This is a genomic window from Chelatococcus reniformis, assembly GCF_014640075.1.
Classification (GTDB): domain Bacteria; phylum Pseudomonadota; class Alphaproteobacteria; order Rhizobiales; family Beijerinckiaceae; genus Camelimonas; species Camelimonas reniformis.
The window spans coordinates 406,577-424,195 of record NZ_BMGG01000001.1; the positions used below are offsets into that span (position 1 = coordinate 406,577).

16 protein-coding genes and 1 pseudogene are annotated in these 17,619 nt (G+C 68.6%); all 17 read left to right on the forward strand.

Translation table 11 applies throughout. The features are described 5' to 3' along the window. Positions 1-6 precede the first annotated feature (6 nt). Positions 7-861, forward strand: coding sequence for an ABC transporter permease subunit (locus IEW34_RS01810; protein WP_188607407.1), 855 nt, complete (start codon positions 7-9; stop codon positions 859-861). Beyond that, positions 858-1,859: a branched-chain amino acid ABC transporter permease gene (locus IEW34_RS01815; RefSeq protein WP_188607408.1), complete on the forward strand. Its 1,002-nt coding sequence runs from the start codon at positions 858-860 to the stop codon at positions 1,857-1,859. The genes IEW34_RS01810 and IEW34_RS01815 overlap by 4 nt, the downstream gene beginning before the upstream one ends. Next, entirely contained in the window at positions 1,856-2,647 is a 792-nt protein-coding gene (locus tag IEW34_RS01820; protein ID WP_188607937.1) for an ABC transporter ATP-binding protein, read from the forward strand. Before IEW34_RS01815 ends, IEW34_RS01820 begins: the two co-directional genes overlap by 4 nt. Continuing rightward, on the forward strand, positions 2,644-3,414 hold the full coding sequence (locus IEW34_RS01825) for an ABC transporter ATP-binding protein (RefSeq protein ID WP_188607409.1): 771 nt from the start codon (positions 2,644-2,646) through the stop codon (positions 3,412-3,414). The genes IEW34_RS01820 and IEW34_RS01825 overlap by 4 nt, the downstream gene beginning before the upstream one ends. 21 nt (positions 3,415-3,435) lie before the next feature. Beyond that, positions 3,436-4,692, forward strand: coding sequence for a beta-ketoacyl-[acyl-carrier-protein] synthase family protein (locus IEW34_RS01830; RefSeq protein ID WP_188607410.1), 1,257 nt, complete (start codon positions 3,436-3,438; stop codon positions 4,690-4,692). 106 nt (positions 4,693-4,798) lie between these two features. After that, positions 4,799-5,302, forward strand: coding sequence for a MaoC family dehydratase (locus IEW34_RS01835; protein ID WP_188607411.1), 504 nt, complete (start codon positions 4,799-4,801; stop codon positions 5,300-5,302). Positions 5,303-5,345: 43 nt separating this feature from the next. Beyond that, a complete protein-coding gene (locus IEW34_RS01840; protein ID WP_188607412.1) occupies positions 5,346-6,911 on the forward strand; it encodes a class I adenylate-forming enzyme family protein in 1,566 nt (521 codons plus the stop codon). A 123-nt stretch (positions 6,912-7,034) separates the two neighbouring features. Continuing rightward, positions 7,035-8,192: an ABC transporter substrate-binding protein gene (locus IEW34_RS01845; RefSeq protein WP_188607413.1), complete on the forward strand. Its 1,158-nt coding sequence runs from the start codon at positions 7,035-7,037 to the stop codon at positions 8,190-8,192. Positions 8,193-8,204: 12 nt separating this feature from the next. Further along, positions 8,205-9,071 carry a branched-chain amino acid ABC transporter permease gene (locus IEW34_RS01850; protein WP_188607414.1) on the forward strand — a complete coding sequence of 289 codons (867 nt, stop codon included), beginning with the start codon at positions 8,205-8,207 and terminating at the stop codon, positions 9,069-9,071. Further along, positions 9,068-10,111 carry a branched-chain amino acid ABC transporter permease gene (locus IEW34_RS01855; RefSeq protein ID WP_188607415.1) on the forward strand — a complete coding sequence of 348 codons (1,044 nt, stop codon included), beginning with the start codon at positions 9,068-9,070 and terminating at the stop codon, positions 10,109-10,111. The genes IEW34_RS01850 and IEW34_RS01855 overlap by 4 nt, the downstream gene beginning before the upstream one ends. Then, on the forward strand, positions 10,111-10,836 hold the full coding sequence (locus IEW34_RS01860) for an ABC transporter ATP-binding protein (RefSeq protein ID WP_188607938.1): 726 nt from the start codon (positions 10,111-10,113) through the stop codon (positions 10,834-10,836). The genes IEW34_RS01855 and IEW34_RS01860 overlap by 1 nt, the downstream gene beginning before the upstream one ends. After that, positions 10,823-11,521 carry an ABC transporter ATP-binding protein gene (locus IEW34_RS01865; protein WP_188607416.1) on the forward strand — a complete coding sequence of 233 codons (699 nt, stop codon included), beginning with the start codon at positions 10,823-10,825 and terminating at the stop codon, positions 11,519-11,521. Before IEW34_RS01860 ends, IEW34_RS01865 begins: the two co-directional genes overlap by 14 nt. A gap of 23 nt (positions 11,522-11,544) precedes the next feature. After that, a complete protein-coding gene (locus tag IEW34_RS01870; protein WP_188607417.1) occupies positions 11,545-12,801 on the forward strand; it encodes a beta-ketoacyl-[acyl-carrier-protein] synthase family protein in 1,257 nt (418 codons plus the stop codon). 301 nt (positions 12,802-13,102) lie between these two features. After that, positions 13,103-13,147: pseudogene (locus IEW34_RS31085) on the forward strand (hypothetical protein); the annotation flags it as partial. A gap of 49 nt (positions 13,148-13,196) precedes the next feature. Next, a complete protein-coding gene (locus IEW34_RS01875; protein WP_244641686.1) occupies positions 13,197-13,556 on the forward strand; it encodes a VOC family protein in 360 nt (119 codons plus the stop codon). A gap of 71 nt (positions 13,557-13,627) precedes the next feature. Further along, on the forward strand, positions 13,628-16,582 hold the full coding sequence (locus IEW34_RS01880) for an ATP-binding protein (protein ID WP_188607418.1): 2,955 nt from the start codon (positions 13,628-13,630) through the stop codon (positions 16,580-16,582). A gap of 34 nt (positions 16,583-16,616) precedes the next feature. After that, positions 16,617-17,597 carry a VOC family protein gene (locus IEW34_RS01885; RefSeq protein ID WP_188607419.1) on the forward strand — a complete coding sequence of 327 codons (981 nt, stop codon included), beginning with the start codon at positions 16,617-16,619 and terminating at the stop codon, positions 17,595-17,597. The last annotated feature ends 22 nt before the right edge of the window (positions 17,598-17,619 follow it).

Here is a 17,619-nt window from a genome sequence, read left to right on the forward strand (position 1 = left end):
GGCGCCGTGCTGGCGATCGCCGAATACGTCGTGCGCGGCGCCCTCTCGGGCGCCATCTACGCCCTCCTCGCCGTGCCGATGAGCCTCATGTTCGTCACCGTGCGGACGATCGACTTCGCCGTCGGCGCCTATGCGCTGATCGCCGCCGCGGTGTGCTGGAGCGTCGGCGGCGCGCTCGGCCTCGCCGCGGGCCTCGGTGCGGCGATGGCCTGCGCCGCTTTCATGGCGATCATCTTCCTCGCTTTGAAGCGGCTGGGCTGCGAGGACCACATCATCTACGCCCTGGCGAGCTTCGGGCTCGCCACGGCGCTCGCCTCGCTGGTGCTGTGGTGGTGGGGCACCCAGGCCTTCGTGCGCGACGCCTTCTCCGATCCCTGGTCGGTGGGCGGCATCCGCCTGGCGCCACAGGGCGTGATCAACTTCGCGCTGATCCTGCTGCTGGTAGGCGCGCTCCACCTGCTGATCCAGCACACCAGCCTCGGCCGCATGATGCGGGCCGCCGCCGCCAACCAGACCGGCGCGGCCCTGGCGTCGATCCCCGTCCAGGGCATCCAGGTGGGCACCTACCTGGCCGGCGGCCTGCTCGGCGGCCTCGCCGGCCTCCTGGTGCTGTATTCGGCGGGCCTCGACTTCACCGCCCCGCTCGGTCTGACCCTGAGCGGTTTCGGCGCCGCCATCATCTTCGGCATCGGCAGCCCGCTGCGTGGCTTCTTCGGCGGCCTGGCCATGGGCATCGCCCAGGCGCTGGCAGCCGGCTACGCCTCGGCCATGGTGGCTGGCATGGTGCCGTTCCTGTTCGTGCTCCTGGTGTTGACCACCAGCCGCTTCGGCGAAGAGGCGCTGGCGGGAGGGCGGCCATGAGCTTCCCCGGCCAGCGCTATCTGGGCCCGCGCCCCAACACGCTGATCATCGCCGTCTGCGTGCTCGTCGCCCTGCCGGTGGTGCTGACGCGCCCGGTGTGGACCGACAGCGCCGTCGTGCTCGGCGTCTATGCGCTGCTCGGCCTCTCGGTCGGCATCAGCTACGGCCAGGCCGGGATCCTCACCATGTCGCAGGGGGCCTTCGCCGCCATCGGCGGCTATGCCGCGGCCATCCTGACCACGCGCTTTGGCTGGCCGCCTTACGCCGACCTTCTCGTCGCGATGGCGCTGCCGGCCGCGCTCGCCTACGGCGTCGCGCGTCTGGTGACGCGGCTGTCGCCGCTGGCGACGGCGCTCGCCACGCTCGCGCTGGGCTCGGTGATCGAGATCCTCATCCGCAACGCCGACGCGCTCACCGGCGGCTATATCGGGCTCGCCGGCATTCCCTCCGTCGGCGCCATCAACACGCCGGCCGGCTACGCCTGCCTGGCGTGGGGCATGATCGTCGTCACCGTCTTCCTCTACGAGAACCTGATGTGCTCGGCCTACGGGCGCGCCCTCAACGTGCTGCGGGTCGACCAGGCGCGGGCCCGCGCCGACGGCATCGACGTGCCGGCCCTGATGAGTGCGGGCTTTGCCGTCTCGGCCGCGGTGGCGGGCGCCGCCGGCTGGCTCTACGCCCATTACATCAGCTTCCTGAGCCCGGAATCGCTCGACACTCACATTTCGATCTCCGCCCTCTTGATGGCCGTCATCGGCGGCGCCGGCTACATCCTCGGCCCGATCGTCGGCACGCTGCTGTTCGACGGCCTGACGCGGCTGATGCCGGCGGCGGAGCTGCAGGGCTTCTTCTATGGTGCCGCCCTCATCATCATCCTGCTCGCCGCCCGCACCGGCATCCTGGGCCTGCTGGCCGGTCTCGCCCGCCGCTTGCGCCGGCCGGACGCCACGCCGGCGCCGCGCGCCGCCAACCTGAGCCCGCAGGAGTCGCTGCCATGAGCCGCGGGCTCACCGCCACCGGCATCGAGGTGGCCTTCGGCGGCGTGCACGCCCTCAGGGGCGTCGACGTTGCGGTCGAGCCCGGCAAAGTCGCCGGACTCATCGGCCGCAACGGCTCGGGCAAGACGACGCTGTTCAACTGCATCACCGGCTTCGTGCGGCCGACCGCCGGCCGCACCACCGTCGACGGCGTCGACGTCACCAGCCTGCCGCCGGACCGGGTGGTGAAGCACGGCATCGCCCGTACCTTCCAAACGCCGCGCGTCGACCCGCGCGCCACCGTGCTGTCGGCCGTGCTATGCGGCTTCTACAGCCGCGTCGGCGCCTCCTTCGTCGGCTCGCTGCTCGGTGTGCCCGGCGCATGGCGCGAGGAGCAGCGCCTGCACCGGCGGGCCGAGCCCATCCTGGAGCGGCTGGGGCTGGCCGAGTTGCGCGGCCGCGAGGTTGGCCAGTTGTCCATGGGGCTGATCCGGCTGGTCGAGGTGGCGCGTTGCCTCGCCTCGGGCGCCCGCTTCGTGCTGCTGGACGAGCCGGCCGCGGGACTGACGGCGGCCGAGCAGGAGCGATTGGCGGAGCAGGTTCGCGCCGTCGCCGCCAGCGGCGTCGGCGTACTGATCGTCGAGCACAACATCGGGCTGGTGCGCAGCCTTTGCGACACCGCGACCGCGCTTGAGACCGGCCGCGTGCTCTGTGCGGGCACGCCGGAGGCGGTGGTGCGCGACGAACGGGTGATGCGCTCCTATCTCGGCGCCATCGGCGACCTCGCCGCAACGGAAGCTGCCGCATGACGCTCGTCCAGACAGCCTCCGCGCCAGCCGTCTCGGCCCGCGCCACGGGGCCCGCCGCGCTGGCCGCCGCCGGCCTCAGCGCCCGCTACGGCCGCATCGAGGTCTGCCGCGACATCTCGTTCGAGGTGGCTCCGGGCGAATTCCTGATCCTGCTCGGCGCCAACGGCGCGGGCAAGAGCAGCCTGCTCGGCGCGCTCGCCGGCATCGTCGCGTCGGCCGGGACAGTCACCGTCGGCGGCCGCCGCATCGACGGCGTGAGCCCGCAGCGGCGCGCCCACGCGGGCCTCGCGCTGGTGCCCGAGGGACGCGGCAACCTGTTTGGCCCGCTGACCGTGGACGAGAATCTCGACCTCGGCCTGCGCCACCTCAGGTCCGACGAGCGGGCCGGCATGCGCGCCGACCTCAACCGGCTGTTCCCGGTGCTGGCCGAGCGCGGCCGGCAGGCCGCGGCGATGCTGAGCGGCGGCGAGCAGCAGATGCTGGCCCTGGCGCTCGCTATCGCACGGCGGCCCACGGTGCTCCTGCTCGACGAGCCCTCCCAAGGGCTGGCGCCGGTGGTGCTCGACGAAATCGTCGCGGCGGTGAATCGCCTGCGCACCTTCGGCATGGCGCTGATCATCGCCGAGCAGAACGTCCGCTTCGCCGCCGCCCTCGGCGACCGCTTCATCGCGCTGCGCGGCGGCGAGGTCGTCGACGAGGGGCATCCGTCGGAGCTCGCCAACCATTCGGGGACAGCTGCCCGCCTGCTTGGCGCCGCCCCCCATTAACTCGATCCGCAGGAGGCCCACATGCTCGACGTCGCGATCACAGGCACGGGAATCGTCTCCGCCGTGGGCTGCAACACGCGCACCTACCACCAGAACCTGATGGCGGGGGAGACGGCGATCCGGCAGGCGCCGTGGGCGGACGGCCAGGCCGACCGGCCGAGCTGGTGGGCCATCATCCGCGACTTCGAGCCCCGCGACTGGATGGACGACAAGGTCGAGAGCGGCACCGACATGTTCGCGCAGTTCGCCCTGGCGGCCTCGCGCCAGGCGATCGACCAGGCCGGGCTGGGCCAGATCGAATCGGAGCGCACCGGTGTCGTGCACGGCACCAGCATGGGCGGCACGCGGGCCCTCATGCGAGCGCAGCACCTGCTCGACGCGCGGGGCCCGACGGCGATCCCGCGCAAGACCGAGATCCAGATCTATCCCAACATGGCGGCGTCGCAGATCGCGATGGAATACGGCATCCACGGCCCGAGCCTGACGGTGACCACCGCCTGTGCCTCCTCGCTCGATGCCATCGGCACCGCCGCCCACATGATCGCCAGCGGCCGGGCCGACGTGATCATCGCCGGCGGCACCGACGGCGGTCTCGCCCAGCCCGGCGGCACGGCGGAGAAGGGTTTCGTGCCGGCGCTCTACTATTCCAGCACGCTCTACGGCATGGTCGCCCCGTCGAACGATCCCAGGCGCGCGATGATGCCGTTCGACGTGAAGCGAAGCGGCATCGTCGTCGGCGAAGGCTCGGCCATGTTCGTGCTGGAGCGCGGCGACCGGGCGCGGGCCCGCGGCGCCGACATCCTGGGCTATGTGCGCGGCTACGGCTCGCTCGCCGACGCCTATCACCCCTCCTCGCCCGAGCCGAGCGGCCGCTGGGAGGCGCGGGCCATGCAGTTGGCGCTGGCCGATGCCGGCATGGAAGCCGGGCAGGTCGATGCCCTGATCGCCCATGCGACCGGCACCCCGAAGGGCGACACGGCCGAGATCCTGGCGATCAACGCCGTTCACGGGCGGCGGCCGACGCCGCTGCCGGTCGCCTCCGTCAAGGGCCACGTCGGCCACAGCGGCGCCTCGTCGGGCGGGATGGCCGTCGTCACCGGCCTGCTCGGCATGCGGGAGGACCGCTTCCTGTTCACCGCCAACACCGACGAGCCCGATCCGGCGGCCGAGTTCGACGTGGTGATCAAGGAGCCGAGGCGACTCGCCTACGGGACGCTCCAGGTGAATGCCTTCGGCTTCGGCGGCCAGAACGCGTCGATCGTGGTGACCCGCAACTGACGCCTTGTACGGCGTTGCGAGACGGCCGGTGCGCCGCCGAGTGGCGTAACATAAATTATGTTAGTGTCCGACTGAGAAGCGAATAAGCGCAAGGGAGACAGACATCATGGGGGCAGCCGCTGCCGACGCCGCCACATCCGGGGCCGAGCTCACGCTGAACGAGCTCAAGGAGCAGGTCGGGCGTGAGCTCGGTGTGTCACGCTGGATCGTGGTCGATCAGGCCCGCATCGACGCCTTCGCCGCCGTCAGCGGCGACCACCAGTTCATCCACGTGGACCCGGTGCGTGCCGCCCAGACGCCGTTCGGCGGCACCATCGCCCACGGCCTGCTGACGCTGTCGCTGATGGGCGAGATGGGGCACATGTTCCCACGCATCGCCGGCCAGACCATGGGCGTCAATTACGGCTTCGACCGCATCCGCTTCCTGGCGCCGGTCCCCTCCGGGTCCGCCATCCGCGCCCGCTGCACGCTGGCGGAGCTGAGCGAGCGGTCTCCCGGCAACTGGCTGTTCCGCTACCTCATCACCGTCGAGATCAAGGACCGGAGCCAGCCGGCCATGGTCGCGGACTGGCTCATCCTCAACGCCATCACTGACAGCGCCGCTGCCTGACCGGCCGGGCCGCCCGACATCAAGTCCAATCAGGGAGGAACCGATGGAGCAGGGGGAATCGCTTCGGCCGAACGTGTCGCGCTTCGCCGATCTGATCCGGATCGCCGCGCGTGCGGCCCCGCAGGCCGCCGCGCTCGTCTGCGACGGGCGCACGTGGACCTATGGCGAGCTGATGGAGCGCGCGCGCCGGCTCGCCGCCGGCCTGCCCGCGCTCGGGCTGAAACCGGGCGACGCGGTGGGGATCCTCTCCACGAACCGGCCCGAATACCTCGAGGCCTACATCGGCTTGCAGCTCGCCGGCCTGGTGGCGGTGCCGGTGAACTTCCGCCTGGCGCCGGCCGAGGTGCAGTACGTCCTGGGCAACTGCGAGGCGCGCGGTCTCATCGTCGAAGACCAGTATTCGGAGGCCGTCGAGGGGCTCCTGGCCGAGCTGCCCGGCCTGTCCGGCGACGCCATCGTCGCCATCGGCGAGGCTGCCGGAGGGCGCCTGCGCTATGAGGAGCTGCTGGCGCGCAGCACCCCGCTCGCGGAGGCCGCGCCGCTGCCGCCGCTCGCGCCGGCCGTCATCTTCTACACCTCGGGCACGACGGGCTTCCCCAAGGGCGCCACGATGAGCCACCTCAACATGCTGACGCGCCTGTCGTCGTGGGGCTGGGAGTTCGGGCTCAATCGCGAGGACGTCGTCCTCGTTCCAGGCCCGGTCTTCCACGGCTCGTTCTCCGGCATCGCCCTGACCACGCTCGCCGTCGGCGGCACCGTCATCCTCGCGCGCGACTTCGACGCGGCGGGCGCGGTGGAGCTGATCGAGGGCCACGGGATCACCTGGAGCTTCCTGGTGCCCAAGATGATCGAGCTCCTGACGGAGGCACTGCCGCCTGGCGCAGGCCGGTCCCTGCGCGGCCTCCTGAGCTCGGGCTCGCCGCTGCCCCAGCCGCTGCTCGACACCATCCTCGCCAAGCTGCCGCACGTGCGCCTCGCCGACGCCTACGGCTGGACCGAGACCGGCTGGCTGACGATCTGCCGCCACGCCGATCTTGCCCGCGGCAAGCGCTCGGTCGGCCGCCCGGGCTTCGGCTGCGAGGTCGCCATCCTGGGCCCCGACGGCAAGGAGCTCGGCCCCGGCGAAGTGGGCGAGATCCATGCCGCCAACCCCGTCGGCTTCCTCGGCTACCACAACAATCCCGAGGCCACGAAAGCCGCCCGCAAAGGCAAGTGGGAGAGCGGCGGCGACCTCGGCTTCATGGACGAGGACGGCTACCTCTGCCTCGTCGACCGCAAGAACGACATGATCATCAGCGGCGGAGAAAACATCTACCCCGCCGAGATCGAGCGGGTGCTGGCCCAGCACCCCGGGATCATGGAGGTCACGGTCGTCGGCGTGCCGGACGAAAAGTGGGGCGAGTCGCCGCGCGCCTGCGTCGTGCTGCACCCGGGCGAAGAGGCGAACGCCCATGACATCCAGTCGTTCTGCAACGGCCGGCTCGCCCGCTACAAGCATCCACGCTCGGTGATCTTTCTCGAGGCGCTGCCCCGCAATGCCATGGGCAAGGTGCTGCGCCGCGAGCTGCGCCAGCGCTATGCCGGCGAGCCGCGGACCACGGCGGCGTAAGAGGTCGAAGGCGGATGGATGGCCCGCTCAAGCCCGGCCATGGCGAAGAGTGAACCCTGCAAGCGTCATGGCCGGACTTGTTCCGGCCGTCTATCAACCAAAGAAAAACTTCGGGAGGATACAATGAATATCGGTCGATTACTTTCGATCATCGCCTCGGCATCCCTGGCGCTGTGGGCTCCAGGGGCCCTCGCACAGACCGACACGGTCAAGCTCGGCGTCATCGGCAGCCTCACCGGCCCGCACTCCGGCTGGGACGTGCCGGCAAGCGACGGCGTCCAGATGGCGGTGAGCGAGATCAATGCCGCCGGCGGCTTCAAGGTCGGCGACAAGACCTACAAGTTCTCCGTGGTGCAGGAGGACACCCAGTCCAAGCCCGACATCGCCGCCACGGCGGCGCAGAAACTGCTGAGCGATGAAGACATCCGCTTCGTCATGGGCGTGCTGACGAGCACGCCCGGTGTGCCGGTGGCCAACCAGATGGCGCGCGCCAAGGTCCTCTACGTCGGCGGCTTCACCGCCATGGACGGGCTGGTCGGCACCAAGGGCAAGGAGCTGCTGCTCCGCGCCCTCGATACCGATGAGACCGCGGCCAAAGGCTTCGTGCCCGCAGCAGCCAAGGAACTCGGGCTGAAGCGCGTCGGCATGCTGCTGCCCAACGACGACGTCAGCAAGTCGATCGTCAAGATCTACGAGCCGTTGTTCAAGCAGAATGGCATCGAAGTCGGCCTGGTCGAGCTGTTCCAGCCGGGCACCACGGATTTCGCGCCGGTCCTGCGCAAGTTCCAGAACCAGGGCCTCGACGGCCTCTTCATCGGCTATTCCGATCCGGACGCCGAGGCCATCATCCGCCAGAGCCTCGAGATCGGCGGGCTCCCCACGAAGTTCGTCTATCGCGGGGGCTCCAGCCAGCCGGCGGCGAAATACGCCGACAAGATCGACGGCTTCCTCTGGCAGATCCTGACACGCGATCTCGCCAACCCCAGCGACGACAAGGTCAAGGACTGGATCCTCCGCTACAAGGCCTTCACCAAGAAGGAGGTCACGCCGCAGACGTATTGGGCGCTCACCTTCTACGACACCGTCTTCATGCTGGTGAAGGCGATGCAGGAGGCCGGCACCGTCACCGATCCGGCGGCCGTCGCCGCCAAGCTCAAGGGCATGGCCTACGACGGCGTGCGGCGCATGAGCTACAACGGCGAGGGCCGGGCCATCACCGATATCGACATCGGCGTGCTCAAGGGCGGCAAGGTCTATTCCATTCCGCAGAAGATCCTCTGAGGGGACCGCGCCATGGGACTGGACATCGCTCAGACTTTGATCGACGGGCTGATGGTCGGCGGCCTCTACGCCACCGTCGCCCTCGGCATCACGCTCGTCTTCGGGCTGGTCGGCATCCTGAACTTCGCCCATGGCCAGAGCGTCATGCTCGGCGCCTATGTGACGTTCTTCGGCGTCCAGGCCGGACTCGGCTTCTGGCTGAGCGCGGCACTGGCGGTGCTCGCCATGGCCGCGTTCGGGGCCATCCTGGAGCAGTTGGTCTTCCGACGCACGTTGGGCGACCACATGGCGGGCCTCGCCGTTTCGCTCGGGCTGATCATGGTGATCGAGAACCTGGCGGCGGCGACCTTCTCGCCCGATCCGCGCTTCGTCGATCCGCCGGTATCGGGAAGCATCATGGTGGGGCCTTTGCAGCTGTCCTCCCAGCGGCTCCTGGTACTCGCCATCTCCACCGCACTCATCGGCGGCTTCTACCTGTTCCTGCAGCGGGCAACGCTCGGCAAGGCGATCCGCGCCATGGCGCAGAACCGCCAAGGCGCCGCGCTGGTGGGCGTGCGCGTCTCGCTGGTCAGCCGCACCATCTTCACCATCGGCAGCGCACTCGCAGGCGCGGCCGGCGCCCTCTATGCCAGTCTCTTCGCCGTCACCCCCTACATGGGCAACACGCCGCTGACCAAGGGCTTCATCCTGGCGGCGCTGGGCGGTCTCGGCAGCGTGCCGGGCGCCATCGCCGCGGGCTTCCTGCTCGGCATCGCCGAGAGCTTCGGCTCCCGCTACCTCTCGGCCTCGTTCCGTGACGGCTACGGCTTCATCCTGCTCATCCTGGCGCTCCTGTTCCTGCCCACGGGGCTGTTCGGCGCCGGCAAGGCGCGCGTATGACCGACATGCCCGACCTCGCCACCGCGTCCGTTCCGCCGGCCAAGGCGCCCACCGCCTGGCGAGGCTGGCTCGGCAGCCTCGCCGGCCGCCGCACCCTTCTCGCCGTGCTCGGCATCGCCGCGTTGGCTGTGCTGCTCGCGGTGCCGGCCACGGCGAGCTCACGCTACATCGTCTACCTCGGCACGCTGCTCGCGCTGCATGGCGTGCTGGCCGTTTCGCTCAATATCATCATGGGCTTCGCCGGCCAGTTCGCCCTGGCCCATGCCGCATTCTACGGGCTCGGCGCCTATACCTCGGCGATCCTCATCCGCGACTTCGACCTGAGCTTCTGGGCCTCACTGCCGCCCACGGCCGCCGCCGCAGCCCTGCTCGCGGCAGCCATCGGCTATCCCTCCCTGCGCTTCACCGGCGGCATCCACTTCGCCCTGATCACCTTCGCCTTCGGCGAGCTCATCCGCCTGGTCACGGCGAACTGGCACGATCTCACCGGCGGCCCGCAGGGCATGCAGCTCGGCTTCAGTCCCGAGCCGCTGCTCGGCATCGACTTCGGTTCGACCCGCGGCATCTACGCGCTGGCGGCGGGGCTGCTGGTGATCTCGCTCGCCATCGCCGCCGCCATCCGCTTCAGCCGCTTCGGCCGCTCCCTGGTGGCCATCCGCGAGGACGAGGTGCTGGCCTCCTCGCTCGGCATCAACGTCACGGCCAACAAGATGGCGGCCTTCGTCATCACCTCCGTGCTCGCGGCACTCGCCGGCACCATCTACGGACCCTTCGTCGGCTTCATCTCGCCGGAGATGATGAGCGCCTCCGACTCCATTTCCGTCGTCGGCATGCTCATCGTCGGCGGTCTCGGCACGCTGGCGGGCCCGATCTTCGGCACCTTGATCTTCATGGGCCTGCCGGAGCTGCTGCGCGTCGCCAAGCTCTACCGGCTGGTGATCCTCGGGCTCATCATCATCGCCGTCGTCCTGTTCGCCCCCAAGGGTGTCGCCGGCGTCATCGACCGGCTCATCAGGCCCAAACGCGGGGGGGCTCGCTGATGCTGCGGCTGGAGGGCATCGGCCATCGCTTCGGCGGCCTGGAGGTGCTGCGCCGGATCGACACCTCGGTCGCTGCCGGCGAACTCGTCGGCCTGATCGGGCCCAACGGCGCGGGCAAGACCACCCTGTTCAACATCATCAGCGGCTTCGTGCGGCCGGCCACCGGCCGGGTCTTCTTCGAAGGCCGGGACGTCACCGGCTGGAAGCCCAACGTGCTGGCGGCGCTCGGGTTGGTGCGCACCTTCCAGGGCGCGCGGGTCTTCCCCAATCTCACGGTGAAAGAGAGCCTCGCGATCGCCCGCCGTCCGGTGAAGGGCCGTCAGGGCGATGCCGCCGCGCGGGTCATTGCCACGGCGCAGCAGCTGTTCGACCTCGACGCCCACGCGGGCGAGGAAGCGGGCTCGCTGCCGAGTGGATTGATGCGCGTGCTGGGTATCGCCATGGCGTTGTCGACCGGCGCCCACGTGCTGTTGCTGGACGAGCCCGCCGCCGGGCTGAGCGGCGAGGAGATGGAGCATCTCCAGGAGGTGATCCGGCAGTTGCACCAGGCCGGCACGACGATCGTGGTCGTCGATCATAACCTGCACTTCCTCATGGGGCTGGTGACCCGCGCCATCGTCCTCGATTCCGGCATGCTGATCGCCGACGGCCCGCCCGAGGCGGTTACCGCCGATCCCCGCGTCGTCGAAGCCTATCTGGGAGCCGCCGACCTTGCTGACGGTTGAGAACCTGAAGGTCGCCTACGGGCGCGTCGAAGCCGTCCGCGGCGTCTCCTTCGCTGTCCCGGCGGGGCAGATCGCGGCGCTGATCGGAGCCAACGGCGCGGGCAAGAGCAGCACGCTCAACGCGCTCACCGGGCTGGTGCGCTGCCGCGGCAAGATCGCCGAGGGGGACATCCGCTTCGATGGGCTGGCGACCGACGCCATCGTGCGCCACGGCGTCGTACAGGTGGCGCAGGGCCGCCAGCTGTTTCCGCTGATGAGCGTGCGCGAGAACCTGGAGCTCGGGGCCTTCCTGCGCTCGGCGGCGGACAAGCGGCGGCGGCTCGACGAATTGATGGCGCGCTTTCCGCTGCTCGCCGAACGGGCCGAGCAGGCCGCCGGCACCCTGAGCGGCGGCGAGCAGCAGCTCGTGGCCATCGCCCGCGCGCTGATGGCGGAGCCGCGCATCCTGCTCATCGACGAGCCTTGCCTGGGGCTGGCGCCGATCATGATCCGCCGCGTGGCCGCGGTGCTGCGCGACCTTCACGCCGCGGGCCTCACCATCCTGATCGCCGAGCAGAACGCCTCGTTCGCGACCGCCATCGCCGAGCACCTGCTCGTCATGGAGAACGGCCGCATCACCCAGGCCGGGCCGCCGGCCGCGGTGATGGCGCACGCGGACGTGCGCCGCGCCTACCTCGGTATCTGAGCCCGTACGAAGGAGACCCTGACATGCACGACGTCGCCATCACCGGAACCGGTGTCGTCTCCGCCCTCGGCGTCGGCTCCCGCACCTTCCACAACCAGCTCATGGCCGGCGCCAGCGCCATCCGCGAGGCGCCCTGGCACAGGAAGGAGAGCCGCGAGCCGTCGTGGTGGGCAATCGTGCGCGACTTCCGCCCGTCCGACTGGATGAGCGACCGGGTCGTGGACGGCACTGACCTGTTCGCCCAGTTCGCCCTCGCCGCCGCCAAGCAGGCCATGGATGAAGCGGGCCTCGGCGCGCTCGATCCGCTGCGCACCGGCGTGGTGCACGGCACCAGCATCGGCGGGGCCCGCGCCCTTATGAAGGCGCAATACGCCCTCGACACCGAAGGGCCGCAGGCGGTGCCGCGCAAGACCGAGATCCAGATCTACCCCAACATGGCGGCGTCGCAGATCGCCATGGCCTACGGCCTGCACGGGCCGAGCCTGACGGTGACCACCGCATGCGCCTCCTCCCTCGACGCCATCGGCACGGCCGCGCACATGATCTCGAGCGGCCGCGCCGACGTGATCATCGCCGGCGGCACCGAAGGCGGCCTCGCCGGCGCCGACGGCCGGCCGGAGAACGGGTTCGTGCCGGCGCTCTACTACACCAGCACGCTCTACGGCATGGTGGCGCCGCGCGACGAGCCGCGGCTCGCGATGATGCCGTTCGACCTCAAGCGCAAGGGCATCGTCGTCGGCGAAGGGTCGGCCATGCTGGTGCTGGAACGCGGCGAACACGCCCGTGCCCGCGGCGCCCCCATCCTGGGCTACGTGCGCGGCTACGGCTCGCTCGCCGACGCCTACCACCCCTCCTCGCCCGATCCGAGCGGCATCTGGGAGGCGCGGGCCATGGAACTGGCGCTCGCCGACGCCGGCATCCCCGCTGAGGACGTCGATGCGCTGATCGCCCACGCCACCGGCACGCCGAAGGGCGACGAAGCGGAGATCCTCGCCATCAACAAGGTGCACGGCGACCGCAAGCAGCCGCTGCCGGTGGCCTCGATCAAGGGCCACCTCGGCCACAGCGGCGCCTCCTCGGGCTGCATGGGCCTGATCACCGGCCTCATCGGCATGGACGAGGGCCGCTTCGTCTACACCGGCAACACCGACGAGCCCGACCGCGAAGCGCGCTTCGACATCGTCATCCGCGCGCCGCGGGCCACCAAAGTGAGGACGTTGCAGGCCAACTCTTTCGGCTTCGGCGGCCAGAATGCCTCCGTGGTGGTGACGCGGGATTAGAGCGTTTTCGAGCGAAGTGGCCGCCGGTTCGCGTGATGAAGACGCTATAAATTAAACACATAGAGCATTTCGAAGATTCGAAGAAACTCAGAAATGCTCTAAGCATCGAGCCAGACAAGCGGCCAGACGGCGGACCGTTTGCTGGGCCAGCCCTGGCCGTGCCATGGTCGCCTCCCGCCCAGCAATGCCACGACCTTCGATGACGACGCAGGCAAGCAAGCAGGATCCGCGCCTCGAATCGGCGTTTTGCGCCATCCAGGCGATCGACTATACGGTCATTTTCACCCGCGACATGGCGGCGATGCGCCGCTTCTACGAGGACACCATCGGCTTTTCGATCATACGAGAGCTCTCACCGGCTGGATCGATTATCGAGTACGAGGCAACACCTGGCGTTGGCCAAGCCAAGCCTCACCGCGGCGGACACGCAGGCGCCCCTGGGCAGCGCCTCCCTTCAGCTGGCATTCAAGGTCGCCGCGCCTCAGGTCGATCAATGTGCCGCCGAGCTTGTCCGCCACGGCGTCGAGTTGGTTACGCCGCCCGCCGACCGAGCCTTTGGCCATCGCACGCTGTACTTCCGCGATCCGGACGCAAATCTGTTGGAAGTGTTTGCCGATATTAAGCCAAGGCCTGAACTGCCCTCGGCCAATGTCCGCGACCGTGACGCCAAGCGCGACACCGGGAACGGGCTGTCTTTGCCATCCGCGCCCGGCCGCGCAAGGGCTCGTACGAGCTTGACCGGGATGATAGGGTAAAGCATCGCTTTCGCGCAGTGCTCCAAGTGTTGAGCGGCAATTCCTATGACGGGAATGAAGCTGGATCGAACATGAAAGATCGTTCTGTCATCTCGACTGCACGGTCGTACGCCTTCGGCGCGTTTGTCGTCGTTCCCGAGCAGCAACTCCTTTTGCAGAATGGGACGGCAGTTCGCATCGGAGGCCGCGCGCTGGACATTCTGACGACCTTGGTCGAGCAGGCGGGAGAGCTGGTGAGCAAGGACGATCTGCTGTCCCGCGTCTGGCCCGCCACCGTCGTCGACGAAAGCAACTTGAAGGTCAATGTCGCCGCGCTTCGGCGAACCCTCGGGGAGGGATCGGCCGGTGCGCGCTACATCGCGACGGTGAGCGGCAGGGGCTATCGGTTCGTCGCCCCTGTCCGAGCCTCGGGTCAACGCGCTCCATTGCGTGACATCGTTCGCCCACCGCCACGCACCCACAATCTACCGGCGCCAGCGACGCGGATCATCGGACGAGACGACACGGTCGACATCATCGACCGCCAGCTGGAGGAAACTCGACTGCTGACGATCGTCGGTGACGGCGGCATCGGCAAGACCACGGTTGCGCTCGCGCTCGCCGAGCGTGCAATCGTGTCTTTCGAACACGGCGTCTGGTTCGTCGATCTCGCCTCCGTGGGCGATCCGATGCTCGTGCCGGCCACGATCGCGGGCACCATCGGGCTCACGGTGCATTCAGCAGAGGTGCATACCGCACTGCGCGCCTTTCTGCGCGAGCGAGAGCTCATGCTCGTCCTCGACAATTGCGAGCACCTCGTCGCCGCAGTGGCTGTATCCGTCGAAAGGATACTTGCTGACGCGGCGCGGGTGCGTGTCCTCGCGACGAGCCGCGAGCCGCTCCGGGCGAGAGGGGAAAGAATCTTTCGCCTCTCGCCTCTTGCGACGCCGCCGAACGCTCCGGGCCTCACGGCAGCCGACGCCATGGCCTTCCCGGCGATCGAGCTGTTCGTCGAGCGTGCCGCCGCGAGCGCGGGCGGCTTCACATTGACCGACACGGATGCACCGGTCGTCGCCGAGATCTGCGGTCGGCTCGATGGAATGGCGCTCGCCATCGAACTTGCGGCTACACGTCTCGATACTTTTCGGGTTCGCGAGCTGCTGGACTTGCTCGACGACCGATTTCGTCTCTTGAGGGGGTGGCGCACTGCCCCGGAACGCCATCAAACTCTGACCGCCACACTGGACTGGAGCTACAATCTCCTGCCCGACAGCGAGAAGACCATCCTGCGGCGACTGTCGGTATTCGCAGGCCCTTTCAGTCTTGAATCCGCCTGTGCCGTGTCTGCTGTCGACGACGGATCACGTGTCGCGCCGGTTGCGGACGTGGCAAATCTCGTAGCCAAATCGCTCGTGGCGGCTGACACCGTGCCTGTCGCAACCCGCTATCGTCTGCTCGACACGACCCGCGGCTACGCTCGGCGAAAGCTGTCGGAAAGTGGCGAGCTCGACGCCATTCGCCAACGTTACGCGGAGCACCTTCGCGACCGGGCCGAGCGGGCCGAAGCGGAGTGGGAGACACGACCGACCGCGGAGTGGCTTGCCCTCTACGGGCGCGACGTCGACGACATTCGCAGCGCACTGAATTGGGCCTTCGGATCCTGCAGCATCTCCGTCGGCGTCGCGCTAACCGTGGCTGCCATTCCGTTCTGGGAGCATTTGTCGCTCGTCGACGAGTGTCGCACGAGCGTTGAACGCGCGCTCGCATCCATCCCGGGTGGATCGCGGCACAATCGCGATCGGATGAAACTTCTCACGGCGCTCGGCACCACGCTCTTACATACGCGAGGTCCGCTGCCCGACGTAAAGGACGCCTGGACGACGGCGCTCCGGCTCGCGGAGCAGCTCGGCGACCACGCGTATCAGCTGCGGTGCCTCTGGGGGCTCTGCGACTACCATACTTGGACCGGCGCCCACCAATCGGCGCTGACGATCGCGCATAGGATCCGCGCCATCGCGAACGAGCGGAAGGATTTGGCCGCCAGCACCAATGTCGAGAGGCAGACGGGAACCGCCCTGCGCTATCTGGGGGAAACGGCCGATGCGCGCCGAAGCCTGGAGCGCATGATCAGTCGATATGTTCCGCCGGTCGCGCGGTCGGACATCGCTCGGTTCCAGCTCGACCCGCGGTCGGCGGCCCGGGGCACCCTGGCCAACGTTCTATGGCTCCAAGGCCATCCCGATCAGGCGATCGCGATGGCACGGCGGCAACTGGAGGAGGCGCGAGCCGCGGACCATGCTTTGGCACTGTGCAATGCGCTCGTGCACGCCGCATGTCCCATCGCACTCCTGGTTGGCGATCTGAGCGACGCGGAACGGCTTCTGGCAATGATCGAGAGCCATGTGGCCAAGCATGCCATGACCGTTTGGAGCGCCATGGGACTGTGCCTGCGCGGCGAGTGGCTCCTCAAATCCGGCGACGCGGCCGGACTGGCCGCGCTTCGCCGTGCGCTCGACCAGCTCTGCCAGACGGGATTTCGCATGCGCTATCCCGCCCACCTCGGTGCTTTGGCCGAAGGGCTCGCCGCTCACGGCGACGTCGGCGCCGCACACGCCGCAATCGATGACGCCATCGCCCTGTCGGCGGACAGCGGTGAAGTCTGGTGCATGGCAGAATTGCTGCGCATCAAAGGCAATATTCTGTATTTGGAGGACGGCACGCGAACGACCCGGGCCGCGGCGGATCAGTACCTGCAGGCCCTCGAATGGGCGCGCCGTCAAGGTGCGCTGTCGTGGGAGCTACGCGGGGCCATCAGCCTCGCCGAGCTCTGGCATCGATCGGGCGCGAGCGAGCAAGCGCGAAACCTGCTGTCGTCGACATATGTCCGCTTCGAGGAAGGATTTGGGACCCGCGATGTGCTGAGGGCGCGCGCGCTCCTCGACGAATTGCGCAAAGCTGGCGACGGCCGGCCCAGGGCCGATTCACCGAATTTTACCGCCATTAACGAGCGGCGGGGCCCCGACCTAACTAAGCTTGGACGTGCCTGAACCAGCGGCGGCGCCGCGGAACGCGGGAGATGACATGTCCGACGAGCGGAGCGATGCCGATGATCCGTTGCATGACCCCAAAGAGTGTGCACCGCTGCATCGGCAAGATCATTCTCAAGACAAAGTCTTGAATCGGGATGATGATTCCAGGGAAGAGGATGCCGTTCCGGCAAGGCCTGATCGCCGGGCGATCCTGCGGGCCGCGGGCGCCGCAGCCATCGGCGGCGTAGCCGTCACGGCCCCGGCAATGCCTCGTCCCGCCGCCGCCCAGCCTGCGCCGAGCCCGAGCAACGCCTTGGGAGCCCGCAACAATGCGCCGCTCGGCGCCCGGCTCCAAGGGGTCCAGCATTTCGGCCTGACGGTCCAGAACATGGACCGGGCGTTCGCATTTTACACCGAAGTGCTCGGCGGCAACGAGGTGATGCGCGATGGCGACTTTCATGGCGAGAAAATCCACAACACGTTGCTGACCGATCAGGAGATCCTCGCGCGCGAGCGGAAGGTCAATCCGCGAACGATCGGCGTGCCGGACCTGAAGGGCGGGGGGCAGCGCCTCGACGTGCGCTTCGTGCAGTTCGACAATGTCGTGATCGAACTTCTGCAATATCGCGATGCCCGGCAGCCCATGGGGAGCGGCGACAGCTTTGCCGAGCCGCGAGACCATATGAGCCCGGCGTATCCGCGGTCGATGCACATCTGCTTCTACATTCGCGACGATGTGGACTTCAACAAGTTCATCCACGACCTTGAGGTGGAATCGGCGCGGCGCGGCATGACACAAGTGAAAGCCAACCGCGTGATCACAGTGACGTCCGAGAGGGAGCGGCAAGCCGCGCCGATCGACGCCAATACCAACAAGATCACCGAGGGCCAATCGAACGGCTGGTCGCTCATCTACTGCAAGGGGCCGGAGGGCGAGCAACTCGAGTTCGTTCAGGCGCTCGGGCCCGTAAAGAAGACGTTCGAGGATGCCATCGAAGCCCGTCGGCGTCTCGTGGCAGCGAGCGGGGGCTGACGACGCGCGGGCCGGCGGCCGG